The following is a 23,756-nucleotide window of genomic DNA, read 5'->3' as shown; positions in this document are numbered from 1 at the left end:
AATGCTCGATAGCAGCAATGACCTGCTCGAAACGGTGAAGCAGGCGGCGTACGAGGCGGGTGCGCTGTTACGCGAGGGATATTCGCTCAAGGGTCGGATTGCCTTTGAGCAAAAGGGGGCGTCAGACTTTGTCAGCTACTACGATACAGCCGCCGAGAACATCATTATCGACTGTATCAGCAGCGTTTTTCCCGATATCGCTTTCCTCGGTGAAGAGAGCGGGCTTACACCCACCGATAGCAACTATACCGTGATCATTGACCCTCTTGATGGCACTAGCAACTTTCTGCATGGGGTGCCTCACTTCTCGGTTTCCATCGCGGTGACTAAAGGTGACGAGCTGATCATTGGTGTTGTTTATCAACCGCTGCTTGATGAAATGCTCTGGGCAAGCCTTGGTTTCGGCGTTTTCCTCAACGACACACCACTCAGCACGCCGGAACCGCGCCCACTCAACGAGATGCTAATAAGCACCTGCCTGCCCTACCATGCTAAAGGCGACTGCACGACGGCCCTAGATCAACTCGCTGCCCTAATGCCCCGGGTGGCCGGCATCCGCAGCCCAGGCTCAGCGGCGCTGGAGATCGCCTACACCAGCCTGGGCCGGTTTGATGCGTTTTGGTCTCAAGGCGCTAAGCTCGACTTTTGGGATATCGCCGCCGGTATTGTGATTGCCCGAGAAGCTGGCTACACCGTCACGGATCTCACTGGCGAGCCGAATCCCGCTCAATGGGACAGCCTAATTGCAGCGCCCCCTGAGCGGCATAGCCAATTGCTGGCGTGCTTAAATGCCTGTTGATAAACGATCAACGTCACCTCGGAACTCGCGCGTTGTCGATTCATTGACGCAAATAAGCGGCTGATGAAAGCCCCTTCGGCCTATTTTTTGTGCTTTCCTCCCTGGCGCGCTTTGAAACGGGGGTTGGTCTTACAAATGACATAGAGCCGCCCGCGACGTTTGACCACTTGGCAATCGGGATGGCGATTTTTGGCCGACTTGAGTGAGCTGAGTACTTGCACGCTATAGCTCCGCTATTTGGCGTCAGAAGACTGACGCGAAACCCTACCAAAGCGCTGTTGGAAGCGCGCCACCCGACCTTCTGCGGAAACCCTGCGTTGCTCGCCGGTATAGAAAGGGTGAGACGCGCTAGAGACATCCAGATCAATCACCGGATAGGTCTTGCCATCTTTCCAGACAATTGTCTGCTTTGAGGTGCAGGTAGAACGGATCCGAAAAGTGGCGCCGCAGCTGGTGTCACGAAATACCACGTAGTCATAAGCAGGATGAATCCCCTTTCGCATATTCGGCTCCTTCAACTATAATAGATATAAGATAACATAACAATTAAACATGATTCTCATTAGCATGTAAAGGTTGTCATCGAAGAACACGTGAAACCTACCTACACTCAAAACACCCACTTCGCCGCAAAGAGAATCTCGTTGATGAAGGCTCCCGGTCTCCTAACAACTACGTTCATATCAGTTGGCCTGCTAGCCGCTAACACCACCCATGCTCAAGAAGAGAGTGACGCAAAGCGCTGGGATGATGCCCTGGTTAACGCGGCTCAGCAGGTGACGCTGGGGCCGCGTCCGCTGTTCTTGGTTAACGACATGAGCGCGGATAACGATCACGAGCGCGAATTGAAAGCCTCTTTATTGAATTGTGCTGCGGAGCAAACCCAATGGCAGCGCTCTCCCTTGACGATTGGACATCGTGGCGCGCCGTTACAGTTTCCAGAACATACGCTCGAATCTTATATTGCCGGGGCTCAAGGCGGGGCGGGTATTCTTGAGTGCGACGTCGCCTTCACCGCAGATGAGGAGCTCGTCTGCCGTCACTCCCAGTGCGATTTACACTACACCACCAACATCGTCGAGACCGACTTAGCTGAAAAATGCAGCGTGCCTCCCGCTTTTGACGAAGAAAATGGCGAGCTAGTAAATGCAGCCGATATACGCTGCTGTACCAGCGATATTACGTTAGCCGAATTTCGTAGCCTGCAAGGCACCATGGAGGGGGTTAACACTGATGCAGCTACCCTTGAAGAGTACCTTTCAGGCACACCCGAATGGCGCACAGAGCTGTATGCTACCCGCGGCACACTGATGAGCCATGCCGACAGCATTGCGCTGTTTCAGCAGCTTGGCGTGCAGATGACCCCAGAGCTGAAAGCGCCAGAGGTTGAAATGCCGTTTACAGGCGGTTCAGAGCAAGCATTTACGCAGCAGGCGTACGCACAAAAAATGATCGATGAGTACAAAGCGGCAGGCGTTCCTCCCAGCGACGTCTTCCCGCAGTCATTCAATCTAGACGATGTGCTTTACTGGATTGAACATGAGCCTGAGTTTGGCAATCAGGCGGTTTACCTTGATGGCCGCTACAGCGATGAGTCCTTTGATCACACTAACCCCGATACGTGGCAGCCAAGTATGCAGTCGCTGGTGGAGAGCGGTGTTCAGATTATCGCCCCTCCCACCTGGATGCTGCTAGAAACGAATCCCGATTTCGGCAACGATGAACTGGAGAGGCGCTTGCAGCCTTCACTCTATGCCCAACGTGCCCGTGAAGCGGGTCTAACAATGATTGCATGGACCCTGGAACGCTCGGGGCCGTTGGAGGAAGGCGGCCAGTGGTACCACAGCACCACTGAAGATGTTATCCAGCGTGATGGCGACAAACTGATTACCTTGGATGCCCTCGTCAATGATGTTGGCGTTATCGGCGTCTTCAGCGATTGGCCAGCCACGGTTGCCTTCTATGATAACTGTGCCCAGCGGGGTGCCCCCTGACTGGCATAGCCAACTGCTAGCGTTTTAGCTGCCCTGATAAACGATCTAAGTCATCTCTAAGCTCACTGGCTAGCCAATCAGTGGAGGCTAGCTGGCTGAAACTTTCCCCTTGCCTGCGTTCCCCAAGGGCGTTTGCCCTCTCTCACGTAAATCTTTTCATTTTTTTGTTAAAAATGAGAACCATTAGCACTAGAATAGAACTATTGTTATTCACCCCGTCCCCAGGAGTCATTCATGTTCGAGGTCAAAGGCGCCACCTTTGAAATCAATGGTAAGTCGATTCTAAACCCCATTGACCACAGCTTTCATGAGGGCAAGGTTTACGGCCTGATTGGCCATAACGGCTCGGGCAAGTCGACGCTGATCAAGCTCATGGCCCAGCAGCAGCCGGTAAGCCAGGGGGGGATTCACTTTGATCAGCGCCCACTGAGTGACTGGGGGAATCGTGAGTTTGCCCGCCAGGTGGCTTACCTACCCCAGCATTTACCAAGCGCAGAAAGTCTTACCGGGCGCGAGCTAGTCGCCTTTGGCCGCTACCCATGGCACGGGCTGCTGGGCCGCCACACCCAGAAAGACAAAGATGCTATTGATCGCGCTATTGCTCTGACCCACACAGAGGCCTTTGCCGACCGCTTGGTCGACACACTCTCTGGTGGTGAACGTCAAAGGGTGTGGTTGGCGATGCTGCTAGCCCAGGGCAGCCGATTCCTGCTGTTGGATGAGCCCTTAGCGGCGCTTGATATCGCCCATCAAATCGAAGTGCTAGCGCTAATCCGTAAGCTGTGTGACGAGTTAAACCTTGGTGTGATTATCGTGTTGCATGATATCAACATGGCATCACGTTACTGCGACGAGCTAATGGCACTGCACAGCGGTCGCTTGTTGGCCCATGGCAGTCCTGGCGATTTGATGTGCTGTAGTACCTTAGAGGCGATTTATGGATTGCCGATGCAAGTCATGAAACATCCCAACGGAGAGCACAATATTGCTGTTGCACAATGAGACACTGCTTTCACCGTGGCTTGTTAGTGTTGGCCTGTCTTGGCACCCTAACATCCAATGGAGTAGCTGCTTCAACGAAGGTAGTCACCTTGGATTGGACAATAGCCGAAACGCTGATCGCTTTAGATAGTCCGCCCGTTGGGTTAGCAGAGATTCCCCAGTACCAGCGTTGGGCTGGCGTCGAGCGATTACCGAGTGGCGTTCTTGATGTCGGCCTGCGTGCTCAACCCAATCGCGAGCTCATTGCTCAGCAGGCACCCGATCACGTCCTTCTCTCACCGCTGTTTATGCGCTTGAGCGACCAGTTGAGTACTATTGCTCCTATCACTGCGCTGGCCACCTACCAGCCTGGAGGTCCCCTTTGGCAGCGCCTAAAGCGCACAACGGTGACCCTAGCCAAACTGAGCGGCAATCAAGCCGCGGCCGCCACGCTGATTGATGGCGTTGAAACATACCTGAGTCAACAAAAAGCACGCTTGGAACCACAGCCACCACTACTTATCGTGCAGTTTATCGACGCGCGACATCTACGGGTATTTGGTGAGCACAGTCTGTTTCAGGCGGTGGTAGAACGCTTGGGGTTGACCAATGTTTGGCAACAACCTACCAATCAATGGGGGTTCTCCACGGTAGCGTTAGAAGAGCTGTTGAGCTACTCCGATGCGGCAATCATCATCGTCGAGCCGCTCCCTTCAGGAATGGACGACGGCATTACCAGTAATGCACTGTGGCAGCAATTACCCGCTGTGAAAGAGAACCGCGTTGTTCGCGTACCGGCGGTCTGGAGTTTTGGGGGGCTGCCATCCGCTGCGCGCTTCGCTGAGTTACTCAGCGAAGCGCTATTAGCCCGTTAAACGAAGCCGTTTTAAAGAGCGTTTAGAAGTCCAGTGCCGCCGAAAGTTTGACCGTACGCGGCTCACCTTGAGTCAAATAACCACCGGTTGCCGAGGCCCAATAGTTCTCATCGGTAAGGTTTTCGATATTAGCTCGCCAGGTGAGCGTAGTGCCGTTGAGCGGCATGGCATAACGTACGCCGAGATCCCAGCGCGTCCAGGCGTCAACTTCAAGCTGATTGGCAGCGTCTAAATACTGGCTGCCATTACGCACCGCACGGCCACTGAGCGTCCAGCCCGGGGCTTGTGGAATATCCCACTCGCTGCCTAGGACTAACCGATAACCGGGCACCCCAATCGCATCGTTACCCTGGTTAGTGCCATCGTCAGTACGCGTCAGTTCAGGATCTATCCACATAGCACTGCTTAGCAAGCGCAAGCCGTCCAGCGGTTCACCGTAAACGCTTACCTCCACTCCACGATTACGCTGTTCGCCGTAATAGTCATAAACGCCGGTTTCAGTGTTAATAAAGGCGTTGGGTTGCTCAATTTCAAACAGGCTTAAGCTGCCACCCAGGTTACCCAGATCGAGTTTGGCACCTACCTCGTTCTGTTTAGCTTCGACCAAACCAATACTCTGCCCAGCATTTACCGCCGAGGTAGGAGCCGTATCACCCGGCTGCAGTGCTTCAATATGGTTAGCGTATAGCGAGAGTGAGTCGGTCGGTTTCACGACGACGCCATACACAGGCGAAAGCCGTGTATCGCTGAAATTGTTGTCAAAATCACCCTTATAGTCATAGTTAGTGACGTCAACTTCCTGATAGCGGGCGCCCAGGGTAAACAGCAGTCGATCATCCAGGAAGCCGAGCGTATCGGATAGCGATACGCCGTTGTTACGGGTGCGGCTACGTAGGTTAGGATTACTCATATCGCCGTCGCTCCAATCCGGCGTTTGCAGCGGCACATCGACAGGTTGATAAATGTTGGTATCGCTCGGTGTAAACAGCACCATCTCATAAGCCGAACGCGTGGTGCGATAGACGCTGGAATAGCCTAAATCCAACTGATGAGTGACCATGCCTGTATCAAAAACGCCCCGTAGCCCCGCCTGGCCGCCTACGCTTTCAGCCCGATAAGGTACGCGCATCTGGCCAATAGTAGCATCGCCTTGAGAATTATTGACCGTAGGCGAGGCGTAAACGCCGCTTTCACGAGTGTCATTGCCACCCAGTGCCGCATAAGCTGTCCAGCTGTCGGTGATATCATACTCACCGCGCAGCATCGCAAAGTTGGTGTTTAGATCGGTATTGGCCCACTCTGGCGTATAGTTGGTGCTAGCAGAAGGTGCGTCGGGTACTGCTGTGATACTCCCAGCGTAAACCACTGAGCGGCCACCGTTCACGGTGTGACTTTGATGTCCAATATCCAACGAAGCGCGGCCGCGCTCACCGCGATAGTCAAGCCCAATCACGGCGGAGGTCGCACGGCGTTCTTCACCGTCAATCGCTGTGTCGCCACGCCCCCGCACGACATTAGCGCGCACGCCAAACTGATTTTCATCACCAAAACGCCGACCAAGCTCGATACCACTTTCGACATAGCCGCTGTCCGTCACTCCGGTAGTAAGCCGATTGAGGGGTTCATCGGCAGCGCGTTTAGGCTCAATGTTGATAGCGCCACCAACGCCAGAGCCACTGGGCGAAACACCATTAGCGAAGGCGTTGGCGCCCTTAAATAGCTCCACACGCTCGGCAATATTGGTCGCGACTACCTGGCGAGGTAGAACGCCATACAGTCCACCGTAAGCAACGTCTTCGCCATCGAGTTCAAAACCGCGGATCTGAAATTTCTCTGCGTAGTTGCCGTAGCCAAAACCGCTTTGTACCGATGCATCATTGATTAACACATCGGCCAGCGTCTCAGCCTGCTGGTTTTCAATCAGCTCAGCGGTAAACCCAATCACATTGAACGGCACATCGGCCGCATTGCGCTGCCCCCAGGTGCCAACGCGGGCACCGGCAGCCACTTGGCCACCGGCAAATGCAGGCGCCGGAGTATCACCCCTCGCTGCAGCCTCCCCGATCACCGTTACGGTCTCCAGCGAAGCACTGTCGTTGGAAGATGCTTGCGCCCAGACAGTGCAGGGCAAAGGGAGCGATCCCAGCAATACGAACGTGAGCGTACGCCAGGAGAGGCAAGGTAGCGACATGGTGAATCCTCTTCAGATAAGAGCAGCCAGCAATATAATCATTGCAATGGGAACGCGAATCTTACACTAAAGAATAATCATTTAAATTTATAACAGCGATGCATTTAACGTATATAGCTATTTTAGTGATATGCATTATCGTTTATGATGACCTCAGCCTTATTTCCTCAGTGCGCTGTGTCAAAACCTTGTGTTAAAGCCCTGTGATGGAGCCCCGCGATGCCCTCTGCTCTGCGTCAGCCACAACTGTTCGAGCCTTCGTTAGCTTCCTGCTACACCGGGCCGTTGGCGAACTTTACGCCGCCGTTAATAGGTGGAACGCCGCCGCTGGAAGCGTTCAAAACAGCCTATTGGCGGAATGCCGATTGGCTCAAAGAGGATCTCTCCCGTTTCGCTGGACAGTATCCAGACGGAGACCAGCGGGCAGTGGTATCGATCTGGTCGAAATGGCATTTAAGTGCGCTAACCGTTCCCACACTGACAGCCAACCTACTGCTTAACCGTGACCTGCCGGTGGGACTGGACGACATGCAGGTTATCTTTAACGACAAGGGCGCCACCTCGCGGCTGTGGTTACCCCACGAAGGCACGCCGATAACCACTCAAGATCCGTTTGAGCGTTTTGCCACCCTGATTGAACAGCACTGGGCACCGTTGATTGAGCAATTAGCGGCTATCTCTGGCGCTGCACAGCGGGTGTTCTGGAGCAATGCCGGTGGCTACCTGGATTTTTACGTCAACGCGCTGGGCGAGCACCCGCTTGCCAATAGGCAGGCGTTTGAGGCCGCCAAGGCGTTGCTGGAGGCGCGCAACCTGCCCAACGGCAAGCGCAACCCGCTGTTTCAGCCGGTGCGTTACTTTACGCCCAAGGGGAGTGAGGAAGTTAAGCGGGTGCGCAAGCTCTGCTGCCTGCGCTATTTACTGGATGAGTTTGATACCTGCGGTACCTGCCCACTTGAGGGCTGCGACCTGGAGGCGCGCAAACGCGCCAAACTGGCCGCCCGTTAAAGCGGTTTAGATATTTATTTGCGCCACCGCATCTTCACTTGCTCGCGCACGCTGCTCGCCTTTCAGCTCGCTTAATTGCCCCTTCGACATCTCCAGCAACCGATCAGCGTGGACGAAGTAGCTGTCGTCGTGGCTGATGGCAAACACGGTTTTACCCATCGCTTTTAAGTGTGGTAATAGCTCGCGGTAGAACAGTCGTCGGAACTGCGGGTCTTGATCCGCCGCCCACTCGTCGAGGAGCAAGATATCGCGCTTTTCGGCAATCGCCAGCAGAAGTGCCAGGCGCTTACGCTGCCCTTGTGAGAGCTGCGTGTTGATAACGCGATCACCCTCCCACTGCAGTTTGTGCTGCATCTGCAGTCTCTCAAGCCAAGTATCAACGACCTGCGGGTCAGCAGGTAGCCCTTCAGGGCCCATGGTCTGATCAAACTGATGGAAATCGGTAAACACGCTGGCAAAGCGAGCACGGAACGCTTCCCACTGAGCAGCATTGACCACCTGCCCATCAATCTTAATGGTGCCGCTTTGGGGGCGGTATAACCCCGAGAGCAGTCTTGCCAGGGTCGACTTACCGCTGCCGTTGCCGCCGATCAAAAACACCTGCTCACCGCGCGCAAGGGTCATATTGAGAGGCCCCACCTGGAAGCCCTCGCCCTGGGCAGTGTCCGGGTAGTGATAAGTGACTTCCTCCAGCTCCAGACGCTGCCAATCAGCCAGCGTATCGTCGACGGCAAAGCTTGACTGGTACTCGGCTAGCTCCAGACTGCTCAATTTATCAAAGGCCACTTGGGCACTGATCAGCGTTGGCCAAGCGCCCACCGCCTGAATCAGCGGCGTACGCAGAAACAGCAGCGTCAATGCAAAGGTGGAAGCCACCGTGGTACTCGCCCAGCCCAACCCATTAGAGAGGAAAAACACCACCCCGATGGCGCCCAACATCATAATGTTAGACCAGTTGTTAGCGCTTAAGTGGTAGGTATCAGCGCGGATAATGTGGTGACGGTAGTCGCGGGCATTGGCGGTATAACGCTCATCATAAAAGCGCCGAGCACGGTCGCGGTTCAGCGCCAGCTCTTTGCGCCCTTCAATGGCTGCCTGGAAATCTTTATAGAGGCTGTCTTCACTTTCACGCACCAGGCGAAAGTGGCGATACACCCGCGACACCAGCACCCAGCCCACGCCCATGGTGAACGCGATCCACAACACGGTAATCACCACCATTTGCGGCGAGAGCCAGGCCAAATAGGCCACCGAGGCAAGTGTAAGCACCACGCCCTGAATCAGCTCCGGAAGGCGCACAAAACCAATGGTGATGTTGCGCACATCGCTGGACAGGCTAGCAAGCAAGGTGGCGTTGCCCAGCTGCTCCAAGCGCTCAATATCGGTGTCGAGAATCCGCTTCACCAGTCGCGAGCGCAAGTCAAACACAAAGTGGTGCCCCAGTACCGTCAGCGCCAATTGCGTACTTAGCGTGACTGCCAGCAGCACCGCCAGCAGGCCTAGAAATTGCGGCAGCGCCGCCATGCTGCCTACCTCAATAAGCCGCTGGTTGATAAAAGCAATCACCCCGACCCCTAAGCCAGCGCTCAATAGGCTCAAAGCAATAGCGCCTAAAAAAGGCCAGCGGTAGTGATGAAATACTAAGCGCAGCAGTTCCATGGGACTCCTTGCCTTCCTGTAAAGAGCGCTGAAGTCTAACAGCAGCGCCGCTCACCAAGAAGGAGTCATTAACATTGGAGGATTATGTGGCAACCGGTCACTGGTGCGGAATGCTATCCCAAGCCGCTTTTCTGAAAATCATGTCAGATGGTTATCCCAGTGCAGTTCCAGGCTGGCGAGAAGCTCGGGCATCGCTAAGTCAGGCGTAACACGGTAGAGCCCGCCTTGGCCGGAGGAAACCAGAAAGCCGCCGTTGCCATCGCACCGGGCGCCAGCGGCGTCGGATAATGCGAAGCTGGCAACAAGTTTGCCTTGCGCGGCATCCAGCAGCAGCACTCGGTTTCCGCGAGGGGCAGTCACCAGAACATTGCCAGACACACGGCTAAACGCCACGCTGGCAGTGTAGTGCTTCAGACTGGCGGTGACTTCATCGGCCAGCGACAGTTCAGAAAAGTGTCCCTGGGCATCCAGTCGGCAGATCAGTGGGTGGGTTTCCCACTCGGGGCCTTCGAACTGATAACCGGCGATCACCGTGCCGTCCGCCGCCACATCAAGATGACGGCAGCTTAGCTGGTGATGGGAAGGTTTGTGACGGGCCAGGACATCACCGCTGTGGCGATCCAGCAGAATCAGCGCCGGTGCCATGGTGTCTAGGTTAAGCTTTACCCGACCGTAGTCAGGGTGCGTCTGGATACCCCCCAGGCCAATCACCAGGGTGTCGCCATTTGGCATTAGCCTAAGCTCATGGGGGCCAATACCGTCCAGCGGCATATCGCGCACATGGGTGTAGTCGTTGGCGGCATCGTAAACGCGTACGAGCCCCTCACTATCCTCCAAACGATTGGCGGTGACATAAAGGTAGCGTCCGTTTAGATCGAACACGCCATGACCATAGAAGTGGTGGCCCTCACCGGCTGCAATGGTGTGAGCTAACTGACGGCTGTCGCCATCGATCACATGCATCCGTGTACCAGGACGGCGTGCAAACAATACCGCTTGGCGTGAACCGGGCCGTAAACAGCCGCCGTGGCAGCGCTCGGGCACTTCGATCATAAAGCGGGTCTGACCATCCAGCGCTACCCCGGCGATGCAATGCGCACCGCTGGGGTCATCCACCGCGCTAAACAACCAAGCGGCTTCCTCTCGTGCGGGCAGCGCCCAGCTCAGCGGGGTCAGTGCCATGGCGAAGCTGCCCAACCCGACTTTGAGTACCTGTCGTCTATGCATAGTTCAATCCCCATCGCTAGAGTTAAAGCCGCGCACCAGCCCCAGCTCACCAGCAATCTCGTTACCCAGCAGATGGCGTAGCTGGCTGATGTCGAGGTAGAGCGACTGCAGACCACGAAACGCCTCTTCGTCTTCAAGGGAAGGCACCAAGCCCGGCGGCAGCTCGCTGGCCTGAACGAGTGTCTTATCCAACTGATCACGAAACGCCTCGGCAAGCGGCAGCGCACCGGCCTCGCGCAACAGCGCGGTAAGGCCCGGCAAAAAGCCGGTACGCAGGCCTTCCAGGCTACTCTCTACCAAACGAACCGTTTGTCCGCTACGCCACGTTTCGGCTAAGTAGCCGTTGGCAGGTGCGCCTTTGAGGCCCATGGGCTCACCGAGCCGTTTATCTTCGAGTATTTCGAGGGCTTGGATGGCGCTCGCCAGCGTGGCCTCCGTGTAGTCGGCAGTATTAAGATAGTGCTCGCCAAAGGCCTGCCAGTCGCGATGCAGCGCGCTCGTGGTATCCGCAAGATGCGTGGTGATGGCCTGCATCAGCGAGCAGGCTCCAGGGGCGCTCAGGACCTGTGCGTCCATGGCGTCGTCATAAAGCAAGTATTCAAGGGCGGGAAAGCCTTGGACCGCCACGCTGTCACTGGCGATATCCTGAGCATCCGGGGCTTTGGCTGCCTCCAGCCAGCCGCGCACCTTACTGCCCACCAGATTTTTACGGTCTGGCCAGAACTGCAGCTGCCAGCCTCGGCTATTCTGCTCGAGCGGACCGAACTGAATAAAACGCACCGCCTGCCAAGCTTGATAGGCGCTCAGCCAGTCATTTTCCAGCCGCAGCCTGAGTGCCTCGCCTGGGCTTTGGCAAAAGCGTGCGGCGCTGGCTTCCAGGCGCTCGGAAGCGACACTCAGTTCGGCATACTGAAGCTCCACCGCGCCGTGCCACATTTCTCGCGGCGTGGGGGTGTCTGTCGCGAAAGAGAGCGGCGTTGCGAGTAGCGCACAGGCCAGCAAACTCAGGCGGCGAAGAGATGCGATCACGTCAACTCCTTAACAACAATCATTTACAGAGACTCAAGAAAGCGGATAAGTTCCGCGCGCTGTTCGGCAGGCAATGCGCGATAGCCCTGGGTAGCGCTTTCTGCCTCACCACCGTGCCAAAGTATCGCCTCTTCCAGGGTGCGGGCGCGACCATCATGGAGAAAGCCAGCCCGGGGATTAACCGTTTGCGCCAAGCCGATCCCCCATAGCGGCGGGGTGCGCCATTCACGGCCATCGGCCTGGAACTCGCTGCGATGATCCGCCAAGGCCTCACCCATATCGTGAAGCAGCAGGTCGCTATAAGGCCATATCTCCTGCCCCGCCAACGCCGGGCGAGGAGCGTCCGTAGCAGTGCGATGGCGCGGCGTATGGCAGCTGGCGCAGCCCAGCGCGTTAAAGCTCTCTGCGCCCTGTTTCACCGCGGGATCATCCATATCGCGGCGCATCGGTACCGCCAAGCTAGAGGCGTAGAAGGTCACGAAGTCGGCCACGTCATCGCTGACTTCAGGCGTGCCACCGTTAGGAAAAGCATCGCACCCCTGGCTCTCCATGCAGTCGGTGTGTGGCACCAGGCTGGAGGTCAGCCCCATATCCCCAGCGAAGGCGTGCAGGCCCTGCTGCTCAATGCTGGGCTCGCCGGCTTTCCAGCCAAAACGCCCCATTACCGTGGTGCCACTGCGCACATCCCACACCTGGTTGTAGCGGCCGGAAATCCCGTCGTTATCAGCATCATCGGGGTCTGCGGCAGCGATAAGGTCAGCTTCAGGAATCGCTTCTAGCAGGCCCAGGCCAATCATTGGCGGTGCCAGCCGTGGCGAGGTTTGCAGTGACTCCGGCAGCGCTCCGTAGGCGGGCTCGGCAATTGAATAGAGCGGCTCCTGCAGAGTAACACTGGAGCCATCGGCATAACTGACTTCTCGGGGACGATACTCAATCACCAGCGTGGCCTCAGGCTTGGCGCCGCTAATAGCGGCGGTTTGTAGCTGCAGGCCATAGTTAGGCACCGGCAGTGCGCCCCGCTGCTCCAGTGTCTCTGGATCCGCTTGGCTAGCGGGTAACGAGAGGCGCAGAAACAGCGCGATGGGGTTTTCGTCGCCGCTGGGTGGGTGTCCCCGACCATCCTTAAGGTGGCAGCCCTGGCAGCTATTGGTATTGAGCAGTGGGCCTAGGCCATCCCGGGCCTCGGTGCTGGCGGGTGCTGCTACCCAGGGGTTGCGAAAGAAGCTGTTGCCAACGCTGAAATCCAGCCGCTTGGTCATCGACATATTGCCCAACGGCAGCGAATAGGCGTTATGGTCAAACTGCTCCACCGAGCCATCGCCGCCACTCATGGGCGTCGTTTGGATGGGATGATCTTGGGTAGGTGAGTCGGCTGCCTGCAAGGGCGCCGCCAGCAGGATCAGCAGCAGACTGCCTTGAGATAATCTGCTTAGCGAGACACGGAGTAAGCGGTACATGGTGATACCTTGAGAAGGACGATACTAAATACGAGCCATTCGACAAAAACTAACAGAGCCGCACGATAGCAACACTATCGGCGGCTCATGGTAGACGCTAGTTCGCTTTAGAACCGGTGACCAGCGTCATCAGGTTGCAGGGAAGTAACGCCCAGCTCGCCTGCGGCCTGTTCGATAGATCCTGTTTGCGCCACCAGGGTAAGAATCGCTTCGTTGATCATTTCACTGCCCTGCGCGTTACCCGGCGCGATCATCATATCGAAGGCCATCGGCGAGCTTTCCGCTTCAGCCGCCTGCTTGATAGCATCAAGCCGCGCCATAGTCGCCTCAAGCTGTTTGCCTAGCGTGTCAGCCAGCTCACTATCTTCCTGAGCCAGCAAATCCTCCAGTGAAGGCCCTTCTACCACGCTGCCATCAAGACGCTGATAGCTGCCGGTGTAGATATTCTGAATCCCCTGGCCGTTGTAGTAATGAGAGTTGTGGGTATTGTCGCTGAAACAGTCGTGCTCATCCTCAAAAGAGTTGGCTTCAAGGGCGACCTTTAAACGCTCACCTGCCAGCTCGCCCAGCGACAGCGAGCCCATACCGAACAGCATACGGCGCAGACCTTCCTGATCACTCTCCGCCAGCAGCTCCTGGCGATAGTTACCCTCGGTTTCCGGCGCCCACTGGGCCACCATCCATTCAAGGTCGTCAACGAGCAGGTCGGACACCGCGTCCAGATAGCTACGGCGGCGATCGCAGTGGCCATGGGTGCAGTCATCGCCAGTTTGGTAATCGCTTACCGGGCGCTCGCCACTGCCTGCCTCAAAGCCATGCAGATCCTGCCCCCAAAGCAGAAATTCGATGGCGTGATAGCCGCTGGCGACGTTGGCTTCCGAACCACCGACTTCGTTCAGATCGGCGAGTAATTCTGGGGTAATCTCGCTGACGTCCAGAGTTTCACCGCCGACGGTAATTTGCTCATTGGCGATAATATTGGCAGTGGCGCCTTCGTTACCCAGCTCATGCTGGTAGTCGTCGCCCTCGACATAATCGATCATGCCTTCGTCCAGAGGCCAGGCGTTGAGCTGCCCTTCCCAGTCGTCCACCACTGCATTACCGAAACGGAATACTTCGCTCTGCTGATAAGGTACCCGCGCCTGCAGCCAGGCTTGCTTGGCTGCGCTCAGCGTTTCGGCGGTGGGATTGGCGAGCAATTCGTCGATACGCTCGTTCAACACCTCGGCGGCGTTGAGCGCATCGGCGTAATTGGCATGAGCCAGATCGGCGTAGTGATTAACCACGGCGTCAGCGCTAACGGTGTCGTCAGCAGCAGTGTCGGCAGCAACTGAAGCGAAAGGCATCAGCGCGCTAAGCGCAACGATGCCAGCAAGGGGGCGACGGAGCATGATGGCAGGCATTACAGTATCCTTTAGGCTGAGGCGTGACAGAAGCTACTCATATCCTGGCAATACGAGGGGTAGATATTTCGCTTTAAATGTAATTCATTAACTTTTGAGATTCAATTACATTTGAAGCCCAAAAATAATGCGCTGCTGTGTTTATTTGCCCTTCTTTGTTTTACATCATTTTTTGCTGCCCTGGGAAAACCACCATGCTGGATTACAAACTGCTTCATGCCTTGGCGACCGTGGTGGAGTGCGGCGGCTTTGAGCGCGCGGGGGATGAATTGGAGCTGTCGCAATCCGCCGTATCCCAACGTATAAAAGCACTAGAAATTCGCCTTGGCCAGCCAGTGTTGGTTCGGCACCCGCATTTAGCTCCAACCCCTGCTGGCCAGCGGCTGTTAACCCACTACCAGCAGGTACAGCTATTAGAGCGTGACCTGCGTGGCTCACTACCCACCTTAGATGATCAGGCTCCACGCCTTCGTATTGCGATTAATGCCGACAGCCTCGTCACCTGGTGGGCCGAGGCTGTCGCCACTATTTGTCAGCAAGAAGGCGTGTTACTGGACCTTGTGATTGAAGATCAAGATGTCGGACTCAAGCGGTTGCGCGATGGAGATGTAGCGGCCTGTCTATGCGCCACACCGCAACCAATTGCAGGTGCGCGTTGCGTTGCGCTGGGAGAAATGCGCTATCACCCGTTGGCGACACCTGCTTACGTTGAGCGCTATTTTCCAGATGGCCCGGCGACAAAGAACTTTCAGCGTGCACCAGCCATCGTTTTCGGCCCCCACGATCAGTTGCAGCATCGGTTTATGGCACTGTTTGGTTTTCAAGGTCGCTTCCCTTATCACCTCTGCCCCTCATCGGAGGGCTTTGTTCGTTTAGCCGCCGCGGGGGTCGGTTACGGCATGATGCCGCAATTGCAGACGAGTGAATTAATGCAAAGTGGCCAGCTGGTCAGCGTGGCGCCAGGCCACTCTTTATCGGTGCCTCTCTATTGGCATTTTTGGCGCCATAGTGGAGAGTTGATTCAACGCCTTACGCAACATTTGAGTCATATCATTTATTAAGTACGCAAGTTTTAAACAGTGACTTTTTTCAAACCCGACTAAACTAAAAATGCTTATCGCGCGACACAGGAAAATTGGTCAGGTTAAAAACTAAAAAAGCGATGTGATATGCATTTTCGACGCTTAACGGCGGATGTTTACACCGGACTATTGCTGCTGTTGGCTGGATGTTGGGTACCTTGGGCACATGCAACTACTCTTTTATCCGCATCGCCAAACCAGGCGAGCTACTCGCTTGCCCCTTATAGCGAACTTTGGCATGCAACTGATCAGTCAATCATGCTTGAAAACTTCCTCTCTCACCCGCCTGATTTTAAGCACGCCCATCACGAAGAGGATTTAAACCTCGGCTATACCCGTCATGATGTGTGGCTGAGAACACAAGTGCGTAATGACTCACCGGAAACTCAGCGCTGGATGGTACAGTTTGAGTACCCATTCTTGGATTACGTCACACTTTACACACTGCGCCAACAGGGCATTGAGGCGCAGCGCAGCGGTAGTGCAGTCCCGGTTGAACAGCGCGCCCTAGCCCATCGTCAGGCGGTTTTTTCACTGGAGCTTGCTGCCCATGAGCGAGTAACGCTGTATACCCATGTGGCTGCCTCAGGCAGTAAAATGCTCAACTACAAGCTAATAACGCCCGAGGCGTTTTATACCCAAAACGATCGCTATAATTTTTGGCTGGCTACCTACTTCGGCATGCTGCTGGCAATGGGTTTATATAACTTACTGCTATTTTTTGGCTTAAAGGAACGGGTTTTTCTTCACTATTCGCTCTTTGTCGGCGGCTTTGCTGTCGCTATTCTGACCTTTAACGGCATCGGTACACTGATGTTTTGGAGTTTTCTGGGTGACAACACGGCTCGTCTAGTGGCACTCGGTTTTACCTTCGCTTCCACCATGGCCACGCTATTTTCGCAAAGTTTTCTTAACACTAAGACCTATTGTCCCCGCTGGCACAACGTATTGAGTACTTTTCGCAGTTACTGCTGGTTGACAGTGATTGCCACACTGTTATTGCCCATTCCCTCGGCGCTTCACCTCATGGATGTGACGGGCTGTATGGCAGCTTTACTACTCCTGCTCTGTGGCAGCTACTGTAGTTTGCAACGCGTACCCAGTGCGCGGCTGTTTGTATTTGCGTGGTCGCTATTTTTACTAGGTACTGGTGTCTTTGCGCTGCGTAACCTGAGTCTGCTTCCAGCCAACTTTATTACTCTGCACGGCCTTCAAATTGGCTCAGCACTGGAAATGTTATTGCTCTCGTTTGCCTTAGCATCGCGCTTCAATAAACTTAAACGGCAAAAAGAGAGAACTCAAAGCACGATGTTGGCAGCACTCCAGAAACAGGAAACCCTGTTGGAACGAAAAGTCGCTGCCCGCACCAAAGCATTGGAGCATTTGGCCAATCATGATGTACTCACTAGCCTGCTGAATCGCCATGGACTGATGCGTTCTGCCGAAGGAGCGCTACAGCGTAATCGTCAGCATGGCCATCGTTTGGCACTATTAATGCTCGACCTGGATCGCTTTAAGCCTATTAATGATAATTATGGTCATGAAGCAGGCGACTTTGTTTTACAGAAAATAGCCAAACGCATCGTCCACTTAGCGCGCACCAATGATCACTGTGCCCGGTTTGGAGGCGATGAGTTCATTATTATCATGGAGAATATAGGAACCGGCGATACGTTAGCGCCTATTCTGGCGCGTATTGACCAAGCCATCTGTTCGCCGATCGACCTTCCCGGCGGTGAGCAAGTCAGCGTTAACGTCAGTATTGGGGTAAGCACCTGTCACGGCGCAGATGAGGCCACGCTTGAAAGTTTGCTAAGTGAAGCTGATAGCAATATGTATGCAGTTAAATCAAGCCAAGCCGCAGCTTACTATCGCTACGGCTCGGCGAGTTCTTAATTCTAGTCAAACAGGCTCATGCGCTTCATAACGTTGTCACGCTTGATTTTCCAATGGAATATCGCGCCAGCAACGTGTAGTACCACTAAGCCTAAAATGATCCAACCTAACCGCCCATGCCACATAAAAAGTTGTTCAGAGAGCTGCTCACGCTCAGCAAGTAAACCGGGCAAATGCCAGTGGAAAAACTCTACCGGAAAGCCGCCGCTAGCAGTGGCGGCCCAACCCAGTAAAGGCATAATAATGAGCGCTAAATAGAGCAGATGGTGCACACTGGAGCTAACAATCCGCTCGAACGCATTTAAAGGTGGTTCATGATCTGGGACCACAAACGCCAGCCGGGTAATAATGCGCAGCGTCATCAGCAATAATATCAATACGCCGAGCGTTTTATGGCTGGTATAAAGCAAGTTCGTGAGCGTATTGCCTACCAACGCCACGGTGCGCTCAAACCCCAGCAAGCCTAGCGTTAAACCGCTAGCCAACGAGAGTAACACGGCGCCCGCCACTAGCCAGTGCAGCACCCGGTGCGGGTAGATATAATGATCCAGTTCGTGCATGCAGTGCTCCTAACAGCAAATTTATTTGCTTTTTAGTCTAGTCAGTAACGTTCCCTTTCGCTGATTAAAGCACTTCGCTGCCCTCAACGTTAAGTGTTACTTTTGCCCAGTGCCTACCCTCTACTACCTGCTGGGAACGGTTGAATCGCTACGGTCGGTGTTTATATAGCCTAGTCAGGCACGGCTAATTGCTCACGTATTAACTCACCCAAGCGCCGCGCTGGCTCTGAGGGCCGGTGGGGTGCGCGGTGAAGCGCCAGCTCAATCATTGGCAGCGCAGGCAGGCCACTGCTCTCATCCAATGGCCTTAGCGCCGGCGTCAGCATGCTGCGCGTCACCACCACTATCGCGAGCCCCGCGGTCACAATCGGCGCCAGCCCGGCCATTGATTGGCTGGTATAGGCAACACGCCAACTGCGCCCTGCCGACTGCAGCGCCTGCTCGGCGACTTCACGAAACACGTCAGCCCCCGGCGAATAAAGCGCTAATGGCAATGGATCGCTTAGCAGCGGCTGCTGGTGCATTCCGACGGCCCACAGCAAAGGCTCTCGACGGATTACATCGCCCCCTGGTGAGTTGCGTTGGCGTGTCACCAGTGCCAGATCAAGCTCTTTGGCTTTTACCTGCTCTACGAGATGGGCGCTGGTACCGCAGATCACCTTGAGCCCCACCGCCGGATAGAGCTGATTAAAGTAAGCAAACACCGAGGGCAGCAGCGAGGCGTAATCTTCCGGTATGCCTAACGTGAGGTCACCGGTAACTTGGCGCGCCTGCATATCACTCCATGCTTCATCATTAAGCGTCAGCAGCCGCCGGGCATGGTTAAGTAGGCGCTCGCCTTCTGACGTAAAGCGTATTCGTCGCCCTTCCCGCTCGTGCAGTGTTAGCGATAACTGCGCCTCCAGCCTTTGCAACTGCATACTCACCGTAGACTGCGTGTAAGCCAAGCGTTTGGCGGCGGCGGTCACACTGCCGGTATCCGAAATTGCCACCAGGGTACGCAGCAGGGTTAGGTCTAAGGTAGGCGCGCGCATATATCACCATTCTTGATGAAAATGATCATAGAAGATCGATATTGTGATGCATTGATGATGAGTATGCTGCTCGGCACATGCTCAAATCAAGGAGACCTCCGATGCATCGCGCCCACTCTCCCGCCCTTTTTCCACGTTGGTACAGTGTTGGTGCGGCACTGGTGGCTGTGATGCTTTGGAGCGCAGCGCCGCTGCTGGCAGAGTTTGCCAAGGCGACGCCACCTTTACAGCTAACCGCAGTAACACTGCTTGCGGGGGCGCTGGCAACGCTCCCGCTGAGCCGCCGCGTTAATGTTGCTGCCAGCGGCGCGGGTTGGCAGTTAAGTGTCTGGGTGGGCATTCCGTTGCTTATTTTTGGTGCTGTGAGTACTTACTTTATTGGTATGCGGCTAGCGCCCGCCGCTGAAGCGGCGCTGATTACTTATACCTGGCCCGTGCTATTTGTGCTGCTTAGTCAGTGGAGCCGCTTTGGCCGTCTGCGCATCGCAGGCGTTGTCGGTGCGCTGATTGCGTTTTCAGGCGCAGCATTACTGCTGGTTCCTCAAGCCATCAGCGGCGGATTAGGGGGCGCCACCACTGGCTATGCACTAGCGCTGCTGGCTGCCTGCTGTTGGGCACTCTATTCATGGCTCAGCCAGGCATCTCCAGTGGCGTTGACACCGCTACTGCCACGACTGCTGCTGATCGCTTGTGCTATTGCTGTGGCCGCTAGCCTGCTACTTGAAGGACAACTCCCTTTGCCCAGCGGGGAAGCGTTACTAGCAGGCATTGCGCTAGGATTAGGCCCTTACGGCGTGGCCATGGTGGCATGGGATAAAGCACTGCGCTGGGGGCACGCCAGCCTAGTGGGCAGCTTAGCGTATGGCGTGCCGATTTTGGCCGCCCTGCTACTGGTTCTAGCAGGCATGAGTGTGCTCGACTGGCGCTTACCCACTGCGGCAGTGCTGGTGGTGGTTGGCTGCCTTAAAGCTGGCCGCTAGCCTGGATTTCTCATAGTACCTCAGCCAGTACCGCACTCAGGCTGTAACACCGCTAAACACCTACTGGCTCGACTTACATCGGCTACTTTTTAACCACTTTCCGTCCTTCAGACACACTTCCCCCTTTCCCCCATTGCGTCGGGCCGGGGGCGCCCGAGCAGTCAGTTCGGCACCAACCGCCTGACCAGATCGGATAGCGCCGTTTTATAGGGGTAGCTGTCACTCATCAACACCCGGATGCGGCGCGTATTGCGGAGGATGACCGCGCCTACTTTGATGAGCTTGAGCCTCAGGTTGCTTGGACTCATGCGCGCGAAGGGCGTGTGCTTCAGGTAAGTCCGTAACCGCTCGAACAGCGTATAAGCGAAGCCCGACAAGATCAGCCGCCACTGATTGGCCCACCAGTGCGTGCTGGAGGTCCGGTCAGCAAACAGGCTCAGTTGTTGATCCTTGATCCGGTTCTCCATGTCACCCCGGGCACAGTACTGCTCGTAGTAAAGCTTGAAGCCGTCATCGTAACGAGAGCTGATGATAAACCGGGGATTAGAGCCTAACTCACCTTCTTCTAGGCGGGCCACCACCCAGCGTGGGTATTTCCAGGAGCGGGCTTGATACTGGAAGCGGAACGTCCCCGCTACTTTCCCTCCCACCTGCCATTGGGTCTTGCGCACCAGCATCATGGGGACGTCCACTTCCTTGAGCAGCCGGCTGTTCTTTGCGATTCCCACGATGTAGTCGACGTGATGCCGATCACACCAGTTCAGCATCCGGGGACGACAAAAGTGGCTATCACCTCGTAACACGATGCGCGTATCGGGCCAGTATTGACGGATAAAGCGTACCAGTAAGGCGAGGATCGCCCAGCTATGGCGGCTGTCGCTGCGGTCACTGGTGCGCAGATAGCTCACCAGTAAGTGGCGCCCACAGAAGACATACAGTGGGAAGTAGCAGTGGTGATCGTAATAACGGTTAAAGAACTTGCCGGGTTGCTCGCCATGCACGGGGATGTCGGTGCCATCAAAGTCCAGCACGATCTCCTTGGGTGGTTCGTCATGCTGTTCAATGAAGTGATGCCACAGCAACTCATGGGCCTTCACTATTGCTTGCCGATCGGCGTTCTGCTCCACCCGGCACAGCGTCGACTTGCCTGCCAGCGTATCCTCTTCACCGAGCGCTGTCTGAAGGGCCTGATCATAGCGCAGGGCCTCATGGTCGTTGAAATCTTCATAGCCAGCGGCGACACCGAACACCCGCTGACGAACCAACGTGTCGAGCTTATGACGAACCTGTTCCGGTGAGCGGGGATCATGAAGCACGGCGGCCAAGCGGCGTGTTAGGCGATGCTGTTTATCGACTTCACGAAGCAGGAGTAATCCGGCGTCCGACGTAATGTGGCCCCCGGAGAAGTCGGCTTCAATTTGGCGGCGAGAGAGTGGCGAGAAGGTCAGCTTTTCAGGTACCATTTTGGAAGCGGCTGTTGGTGTTGGTTTTTGGTGTAAGGCCCTGAAACGTTAACACTTTCAGCCGCTTTCTTTTATACCCTGTGAGAAATCCGGGCTAGGCTTACTTAAACAGATTCACCTCGGCTACTTTAGTCACTGGCTCGCTAGATAGAATGTCGTCGAGTAATTCAGGTATCCACCTGGGTTTAAAAAGCGCGGGGTCGGACTCGCGCATCTCTTCCCGCGTCCACCAATGTCTGGCATGAACAGTAGAAGGCTCTTCATCGCTCCACTGGGCAGTGGCAATTTCAGCCATTGGCGGGCAGCGCACCAGAAAGTAGCGTTCAAGCCAGCGGGCTGGCGAAGAGCCTGCCACGGCGTATATGTCATCTCGTTCGCACAATAGCGGGCCGATGGGGCAGGTCAGCCCCGTTTCTTCCTTCAGCTCGCGCATTGCCGTGCTGGGGTAATCCTCTCCTTCAAGCAATTCGCCGCCTACGGTGGTCCAATAAGGCGCTTGATGCTCATCATGATAGCGAAAAAGCAGTAGGTGGCCTTGCGGGTCAACCACCATTAAACGTGCTGAGCGGTGTGTTTTGATTTGTTGGTTCATAAGCGATCCATGCCTATTATTGAATTGCAGTAAACAGTGCTAAAGCAGACACAATGCGTGCTTTTGGCAATGCCTCTTCAGCCTAGCTGGTTTAAATAGATTTACCGGGGTAAGTAAGGTAGCAATTACAGCTCAGGAGGAATTTCCGTCGGTTCCATTTCCACATTTAACTCGAACAAACCGCTACCGGTAGCGCTAAAACCGCTTGCGCTTACTGTGTAAATACCAGGCAGTAGTTGCTCTTGAAGACGGGAATCGGTGCCCCCTGCGCCATCGTCGTCGCTGGCTGCAACGCCTTGGCCACTAATTTCAATCAATGTATCGAAATCAGCGGAGCGCATTTCTATGGTAACCAACGAGCTCTCTTCCAGCTCCAACTGATAGATCAGTGGTTCACCGCTGTACCAACCACTGAGCGATCCATCGGCAGTGAGTGACCCATCGTTGCGCAGCTCGCCATCGCCCGGTAATTCGTGAGGCGCCACGAAAAGGGTATAAACACCATTGCCATCGTCATAAGCACTGCGCGCGGTCAGCGTGTATTCACCGGGCTCAAAGAAATCGGCAATGCGAGCGTCTAAATCACCGGCGCTGTCATCATCTGCACGGGTATAGCCGTTGGGTCCTTCTATGGCTAAATAGGCGTCAAAATCATCAGAGCGCATTTCAAGCTGGTAAAGACCCGCCTCTTCTATGTTCAACGCTATTTCATCAGCATCGCCCTGCAACCAGCTGTCGAATGGTTCGCCTATTGTCACCGTGTCAGCATCGGTGAGCTCTACGCTGCGGCTATCAATGGTAAATGGGCCATAGCTATAAGCATCGGCACCGCTCACCACCACCACATAGTCACCGCTCTCCTCGACTCGATGGCGCACCACAGGCGCATTATCGAGCAACTGGAGCTGGTCATCGTAAAGAGCCACGACGCCCTGCAAGGCACCATCAAGAGAGATTTCGACAATCTCATCCGCATCTAAGGCGATGGCATAGCGCATAAAGCGGCTGCCATCGTTACCGTTCAGTTCGCTCGCCGAGGTTATTTCTCCGCGTGTGCGCTCCGCTAGCGCGAGCCTTTCCAAACCCACAATAGCCTCGGCGGCCGCTGGCTGATCAGTCGTTTCGGCGTTTTCGGTGGGCGCCTTCTCCGCCATCTCCTCGGTTAGAGGCAACGCCTGAGCGATGAAAAAGCCGACGGCAGCGCCCCCAAAAGCCACTAATATAAACGCTAGCGAAGCTGATTTAGCCATGAACGATCCCTTGTTAAGTTGTAATGACAATCATTAATAAATTAAGCAAACGTGATTATAAGATGCTTAACGAAATCAAGTGAGCGTTTGATAAAAAATACTGCATTGCAAAAAACTGATTTTTTACTAACTTAACCCTTGGGTTGATAAGTCACTGAAACGCAAGGGCACGAACATTACGATTAAAAAATCTTGAAATTGAACCTAATTGCGTCGATCTTCTCAAAGCTTGCTGACCCGCAACGACAAGGGTACTATCGCAAGGCCTACTCGGCA

Annotated in this window: 21 protein-coding genes; 8 read left to right on the top strand and 13 right to left on the bottom strand. The window is 55.1% G+C overall.

Features of this window, described 5'->3' with window-relative positions:
* Nucleotide 1 precedes the first annotated feature (1 nt).
* A complete protein-coding gene (locus tag ACXUPB_RS04750; protein ID WP_472955657.1) occupies nucleotides 2-799 on the top strand; it encodes an inositol monophosphatase family protein in 798 nt (265 codons plus the stop codon).
* Between the two features lie 80 nt (nucleotides 800-879).
* On the opposite strand, the gene ykgO is transcribed toward ACXUPB_RS04750, so the two are convergent.
* Entirely contained in the window at nucleotides 880-1,020 is a 141-nt protein-coding gene (gene ykgO, locus ACXUPB_RS04745) for a type B 50S ribosomal protein L36 (RefSeq protein WP_082072625.1), read from the bottom strand.
* A gap of 12 nt (nucleotides 1,021-1,032) precedes the next feature.
* Nucleotides 1,033-1,302 (bottom strand): type B 50S ribosomal protein L31, encoded by a 270-nt coding sequence (locus ACXUPB_RS04740; protein WP_035564221.1) that lies wholly within the window; start codon nucleotides 1,300-1,302, stop codon nucleotides 1,033-1,035.
* Nucleotides 1,303-1,446: 144 nt separating this feature from the next.
* Between ACXUPB_RS04740 and ACXUPB_RS04735 the strand changes: the two genes are divergently transcribed.
* The 3 genes from ACXUPB_RS04735 to ACXUPB_RS04725 all read left to right on the top strand — a co-directional run bounded on the left by ACXUPB_RS04735 (nucleotide 1,447) and on the right by ACXUPB_RS04725 (nucleotide 4,649).
* A complete protein-coding gene (locus ACXUPB_RS04735) occupies nucleotides 1,447-2,793 on the top strand; it encodes a glycerophosphodiester phosphodiesterase family protein (RefSeq protein ID WP_472956691.1) in 1,347 nt (448 codons plus the stop codon).
* Nucleotides 2,794-3,027: 234 nt separating this feature from the next.
* Entirely contained in the window at nucleotides 3,028-3,795 is a 768-nt protein-coding gene (locus tag ACXUPB_RS04730) for an ATP-binding cassette domain-containing protein (protein WP_035564217.1), read from the top strand.
* Nucleotides 3,796-3,884: 89 nt separating this feature from the next.
* A complete protein-coding gene (locus ACXUPB_RS04725) occupies nucleotides 3,885-4,649 on the top strand; it encodes an ABC transporter substrate-binding protein (RefSeq protein ID WP_472955652.1) in 765 nt (254 codons plus the stop codon).
* A gap of 22 nt (nucleotides 4,650-4,671) precedes the next feature.
* Here the strand turns inward: ACXUPB_RS04725 and ACXUPB_RS04720 are convergent, their stop codons facing one another.
* Nucleotides 4,672-6,840, bottom strand: coding sequence for a TonB-dependent receptor (locus ACXUPB_RS04720; RefSeq protein WP_035564213.1), 2,169 nt, complete (start codon nucleotides 6,838-6,840; stop codon nucleotides 4,672-4,674).
* Nucleotides 6,841-7,059: 219 nt separating this feature from the next.
* On the opposite strand from ACXUPB_RS04720, the gene fhuF reads away from it, so the two are divergent.
* The gene (gene fhuF / locus ACXUPB_RS04715; RefSeq protein WP_472955649.1) at nucleotides 7,060-7,848 is read left to right on the top strand and encodes a siderophore-iron reductase FhuF; all 789 of its coding nucleotides are present in this window, start codon (nucleotides 7,060-7,062) and stop codon (nucleotides 7,846-7,848) included.
* Nucleotides 7,849-7,854: 6 nt separating this feature from the next.
* Here the strand turns inward: fhuF and ACXUPB_RS04710 are convergent, their stop codons facing one another.
* The 5 genes from ACXUPB_RS04710 to ACXUPB_RS04690 all read right to left on the bottom strand — a co-directional run bounded on the left by ACXUPB_RS04710 (nucleotide 7,855) and on the right by ACXUPB_RS04690 (nucleotide 14,623).
* Nucleotides 7,855-9,507 (bottom strand): multidrug ABC transporter permease/ATP-binding protein, encoded by a 1,653-nt coding sequence (locus ACXUPB_RS04710; protein WP_339935313.1) that lies wholly within the window; start codon nucleotides 9,505-9,507, stop codon nucleotides 7,855-7,857.
* A 138-nt stretch (nucleotides 9,508-9,645) separates the two neighbouring features.
* Nucleotides 9,646-10,734, bottom strand: a complete 1,089-nt coding sequence (locus tag ACXUPB_RS04705) for a DUF1513 domain-containing protein (protein ID WP_472955646.1) — start codon at nucleotides 10,732-10,734, stop codon at nucleotides 9,646-9,648.
* A 3-nt stretch (nucleotides 10,735-10,737) separates the two neighbouring features.
* The gene (locus tag ACXUPB_RS04700; protein ID WP_179916811.1) at nucleotides 10,738-11,763 is read right to left on the bottom strand and encodes an imelysin family protein; all 1,026 of its coding nucleotides are present in this window, start codon (nucleotides 11,761-11,763) and stop codon (nucleotides 10,738-10,740) included.
* A gap of 23 nt (nucleotides 11,764-11,786) precedes the next feature.
* The gene (locus tag ACXUPB_RS04695) at nucleotides 11,787-13,220 is read right to left on the bottom strand and encodes a di-heme oxidoreductase family protein (protein ID WP_472955644.1); all 1,434 of its coding nucleotides are present in this window, start codon (nucleotides 13,218-13,220) and stop codon (nucleotides 11,787-11,789) included.
* Nucleotides 13,221-13,327: 107 nt separating this feature from the next.
* A complete protein-coding gene (locus ACXUPB_RS04690; protein ID WP_472955641.1) occupies nucleotides 13,328-14,623 on the bottom strand; it encodes an imelysin family protein in 1,296 nt (431 codons plus the stop codon).
* 194 nt (nucleotides 14,624-14,817) lie between these two features.
* Here ACXUPB_RS04690 and ACXUPB_RS04685 point away from each other — a divergent pair, with 194 nt between their 5' ends.
* A complete protein-coding gene (locus tag ACXUPB_RS04685; protein WP_472955639.1) occupies nucleotides 14,818-15,684 on the top strand; it encodes a LysR family transcriptional regulator ArgP in 867 nt (288 codons plus the stop codon).
* A gap of 108 nt (nucleotides 15,685-15,792) precedes the next feature.
* Nucleotides 15,793-17,601 carry a diguanylate cyclase gene (locus ACXUPB_RS04680; RefSeq protein WP_472955636.1) on the top strand — a complete coding sequence of 603 codons (1,809 nt, stop codon included), beginning with the start codon at nucleotides 15,793-15,795 and terminating at the stop codon, nucleotides 17,599-17,601.
* A gap of 2 nt (nucleotides 17,602-17,603) precedes the next feature.
* Here ACXUPB_RS04680 and ACXUPB_RS04675 read toward each other — a convergent pair whose 3' ends face one another.
* Together ACXUPB_RS04675 and ACXUPB_RS04670 are read right to left on the bottom strand one after the other, a co-directional pair.
* Complete coding sequence (locus tag ACXUPB_RS04675; RefSeq protein WP_472955634.1) at nucleotides 17,604-18,161, bottom strand: cytochrome b; 558 nt, start codon at nucleotides 18,159-18,161, stop codon at nucleotides 17,604-17,606.
* A gap of 170 nt (nucleotides 18,162-18,331) precedes the next feature.
* Nucleotides 18,332-19,195: a LysR substrate-binding domain-containing protein gene (locus ACXUPB_RS04670; RefSeq protein WP_472955633.1), complete on the bottom strand. Its 864-nt coding sequence runs from the start codon at nucleotides 19,193-19,195 to the stop codon at nucleotides 18,332-18,334.
* Nucleotides 19,196-19,296: 101 nt separating this feature from the next.
* Between ACXUPB_RS04670 and ACXUPB_RS04665 the strand changes: the two genes are divergently transcribed.
* A complete protein-coding gene (locus ACXUPB_RS04665) occupies nucleotides 19,297-20,175 on the top strand; it encodes a DMT family transporter (protein ID WP_472955631.1) in 879 nt (292 codons plus the stop codon).
* A gap of 161 nt (nucleotides 20,176-20,336) precedes the next feature.
* Here the strand turns inward: ACXUPB_RS04665 and ACXUPB_RS04660 are convergent, their stop codons facing one another.
* The 3 genes from ACXUPB_RS04660 to ACXUPB_RS04650 form a co-directional block, all read right to left on the bottom strand.
* On the bottom strand, nucleotides 20,337-21,638 hold the full coding sequence (locus ACXUPB_RS04660) for an IS1380 family transposase (protein WP_179917458.1): 1,302 nt from the start codon (nucleotides 21,636-21,638) through the stop codon (nucleotides 20,337-20,339).
* 100 nt (nucleotides 21,639-21,738) lie between these two features.
* Nucleotides 21,739-22,230 (bottom strand): NUDIX hydrolase, encoded by a 492-nt coding sequence (locus ACXUPB_RS04655; RefSeq protein WP_472955629.1) that lies wholly within the window; start codon nucleotides 22,228-22,230, stop codon nucleotides 21,739-21,741.
* Between the two features lie 125 nt (nucleotides 22,231-22,355).
* Nucleotides 22,356-23,480, bottom strand: a complete 1,125-nt coding sequence (locus tag ACXUPB_RS04650; protein ID WP_472955627.1) for a hypothetical protein — start codon at nucleotides 23,478-23,480, stop codon at nucleotides 22,356-22,358.
* Nucleotides 23,481-23,756: the final 276 nt, after the last annotated feature.

It is taken from the genome of Vreelandella sp. DA03-1M, assembly GCF_055725665.1.
Note: the sequence above shows the minus strand (reverse complement) of the source record. Positions and strands in the feature narration are given on the sequence as shown.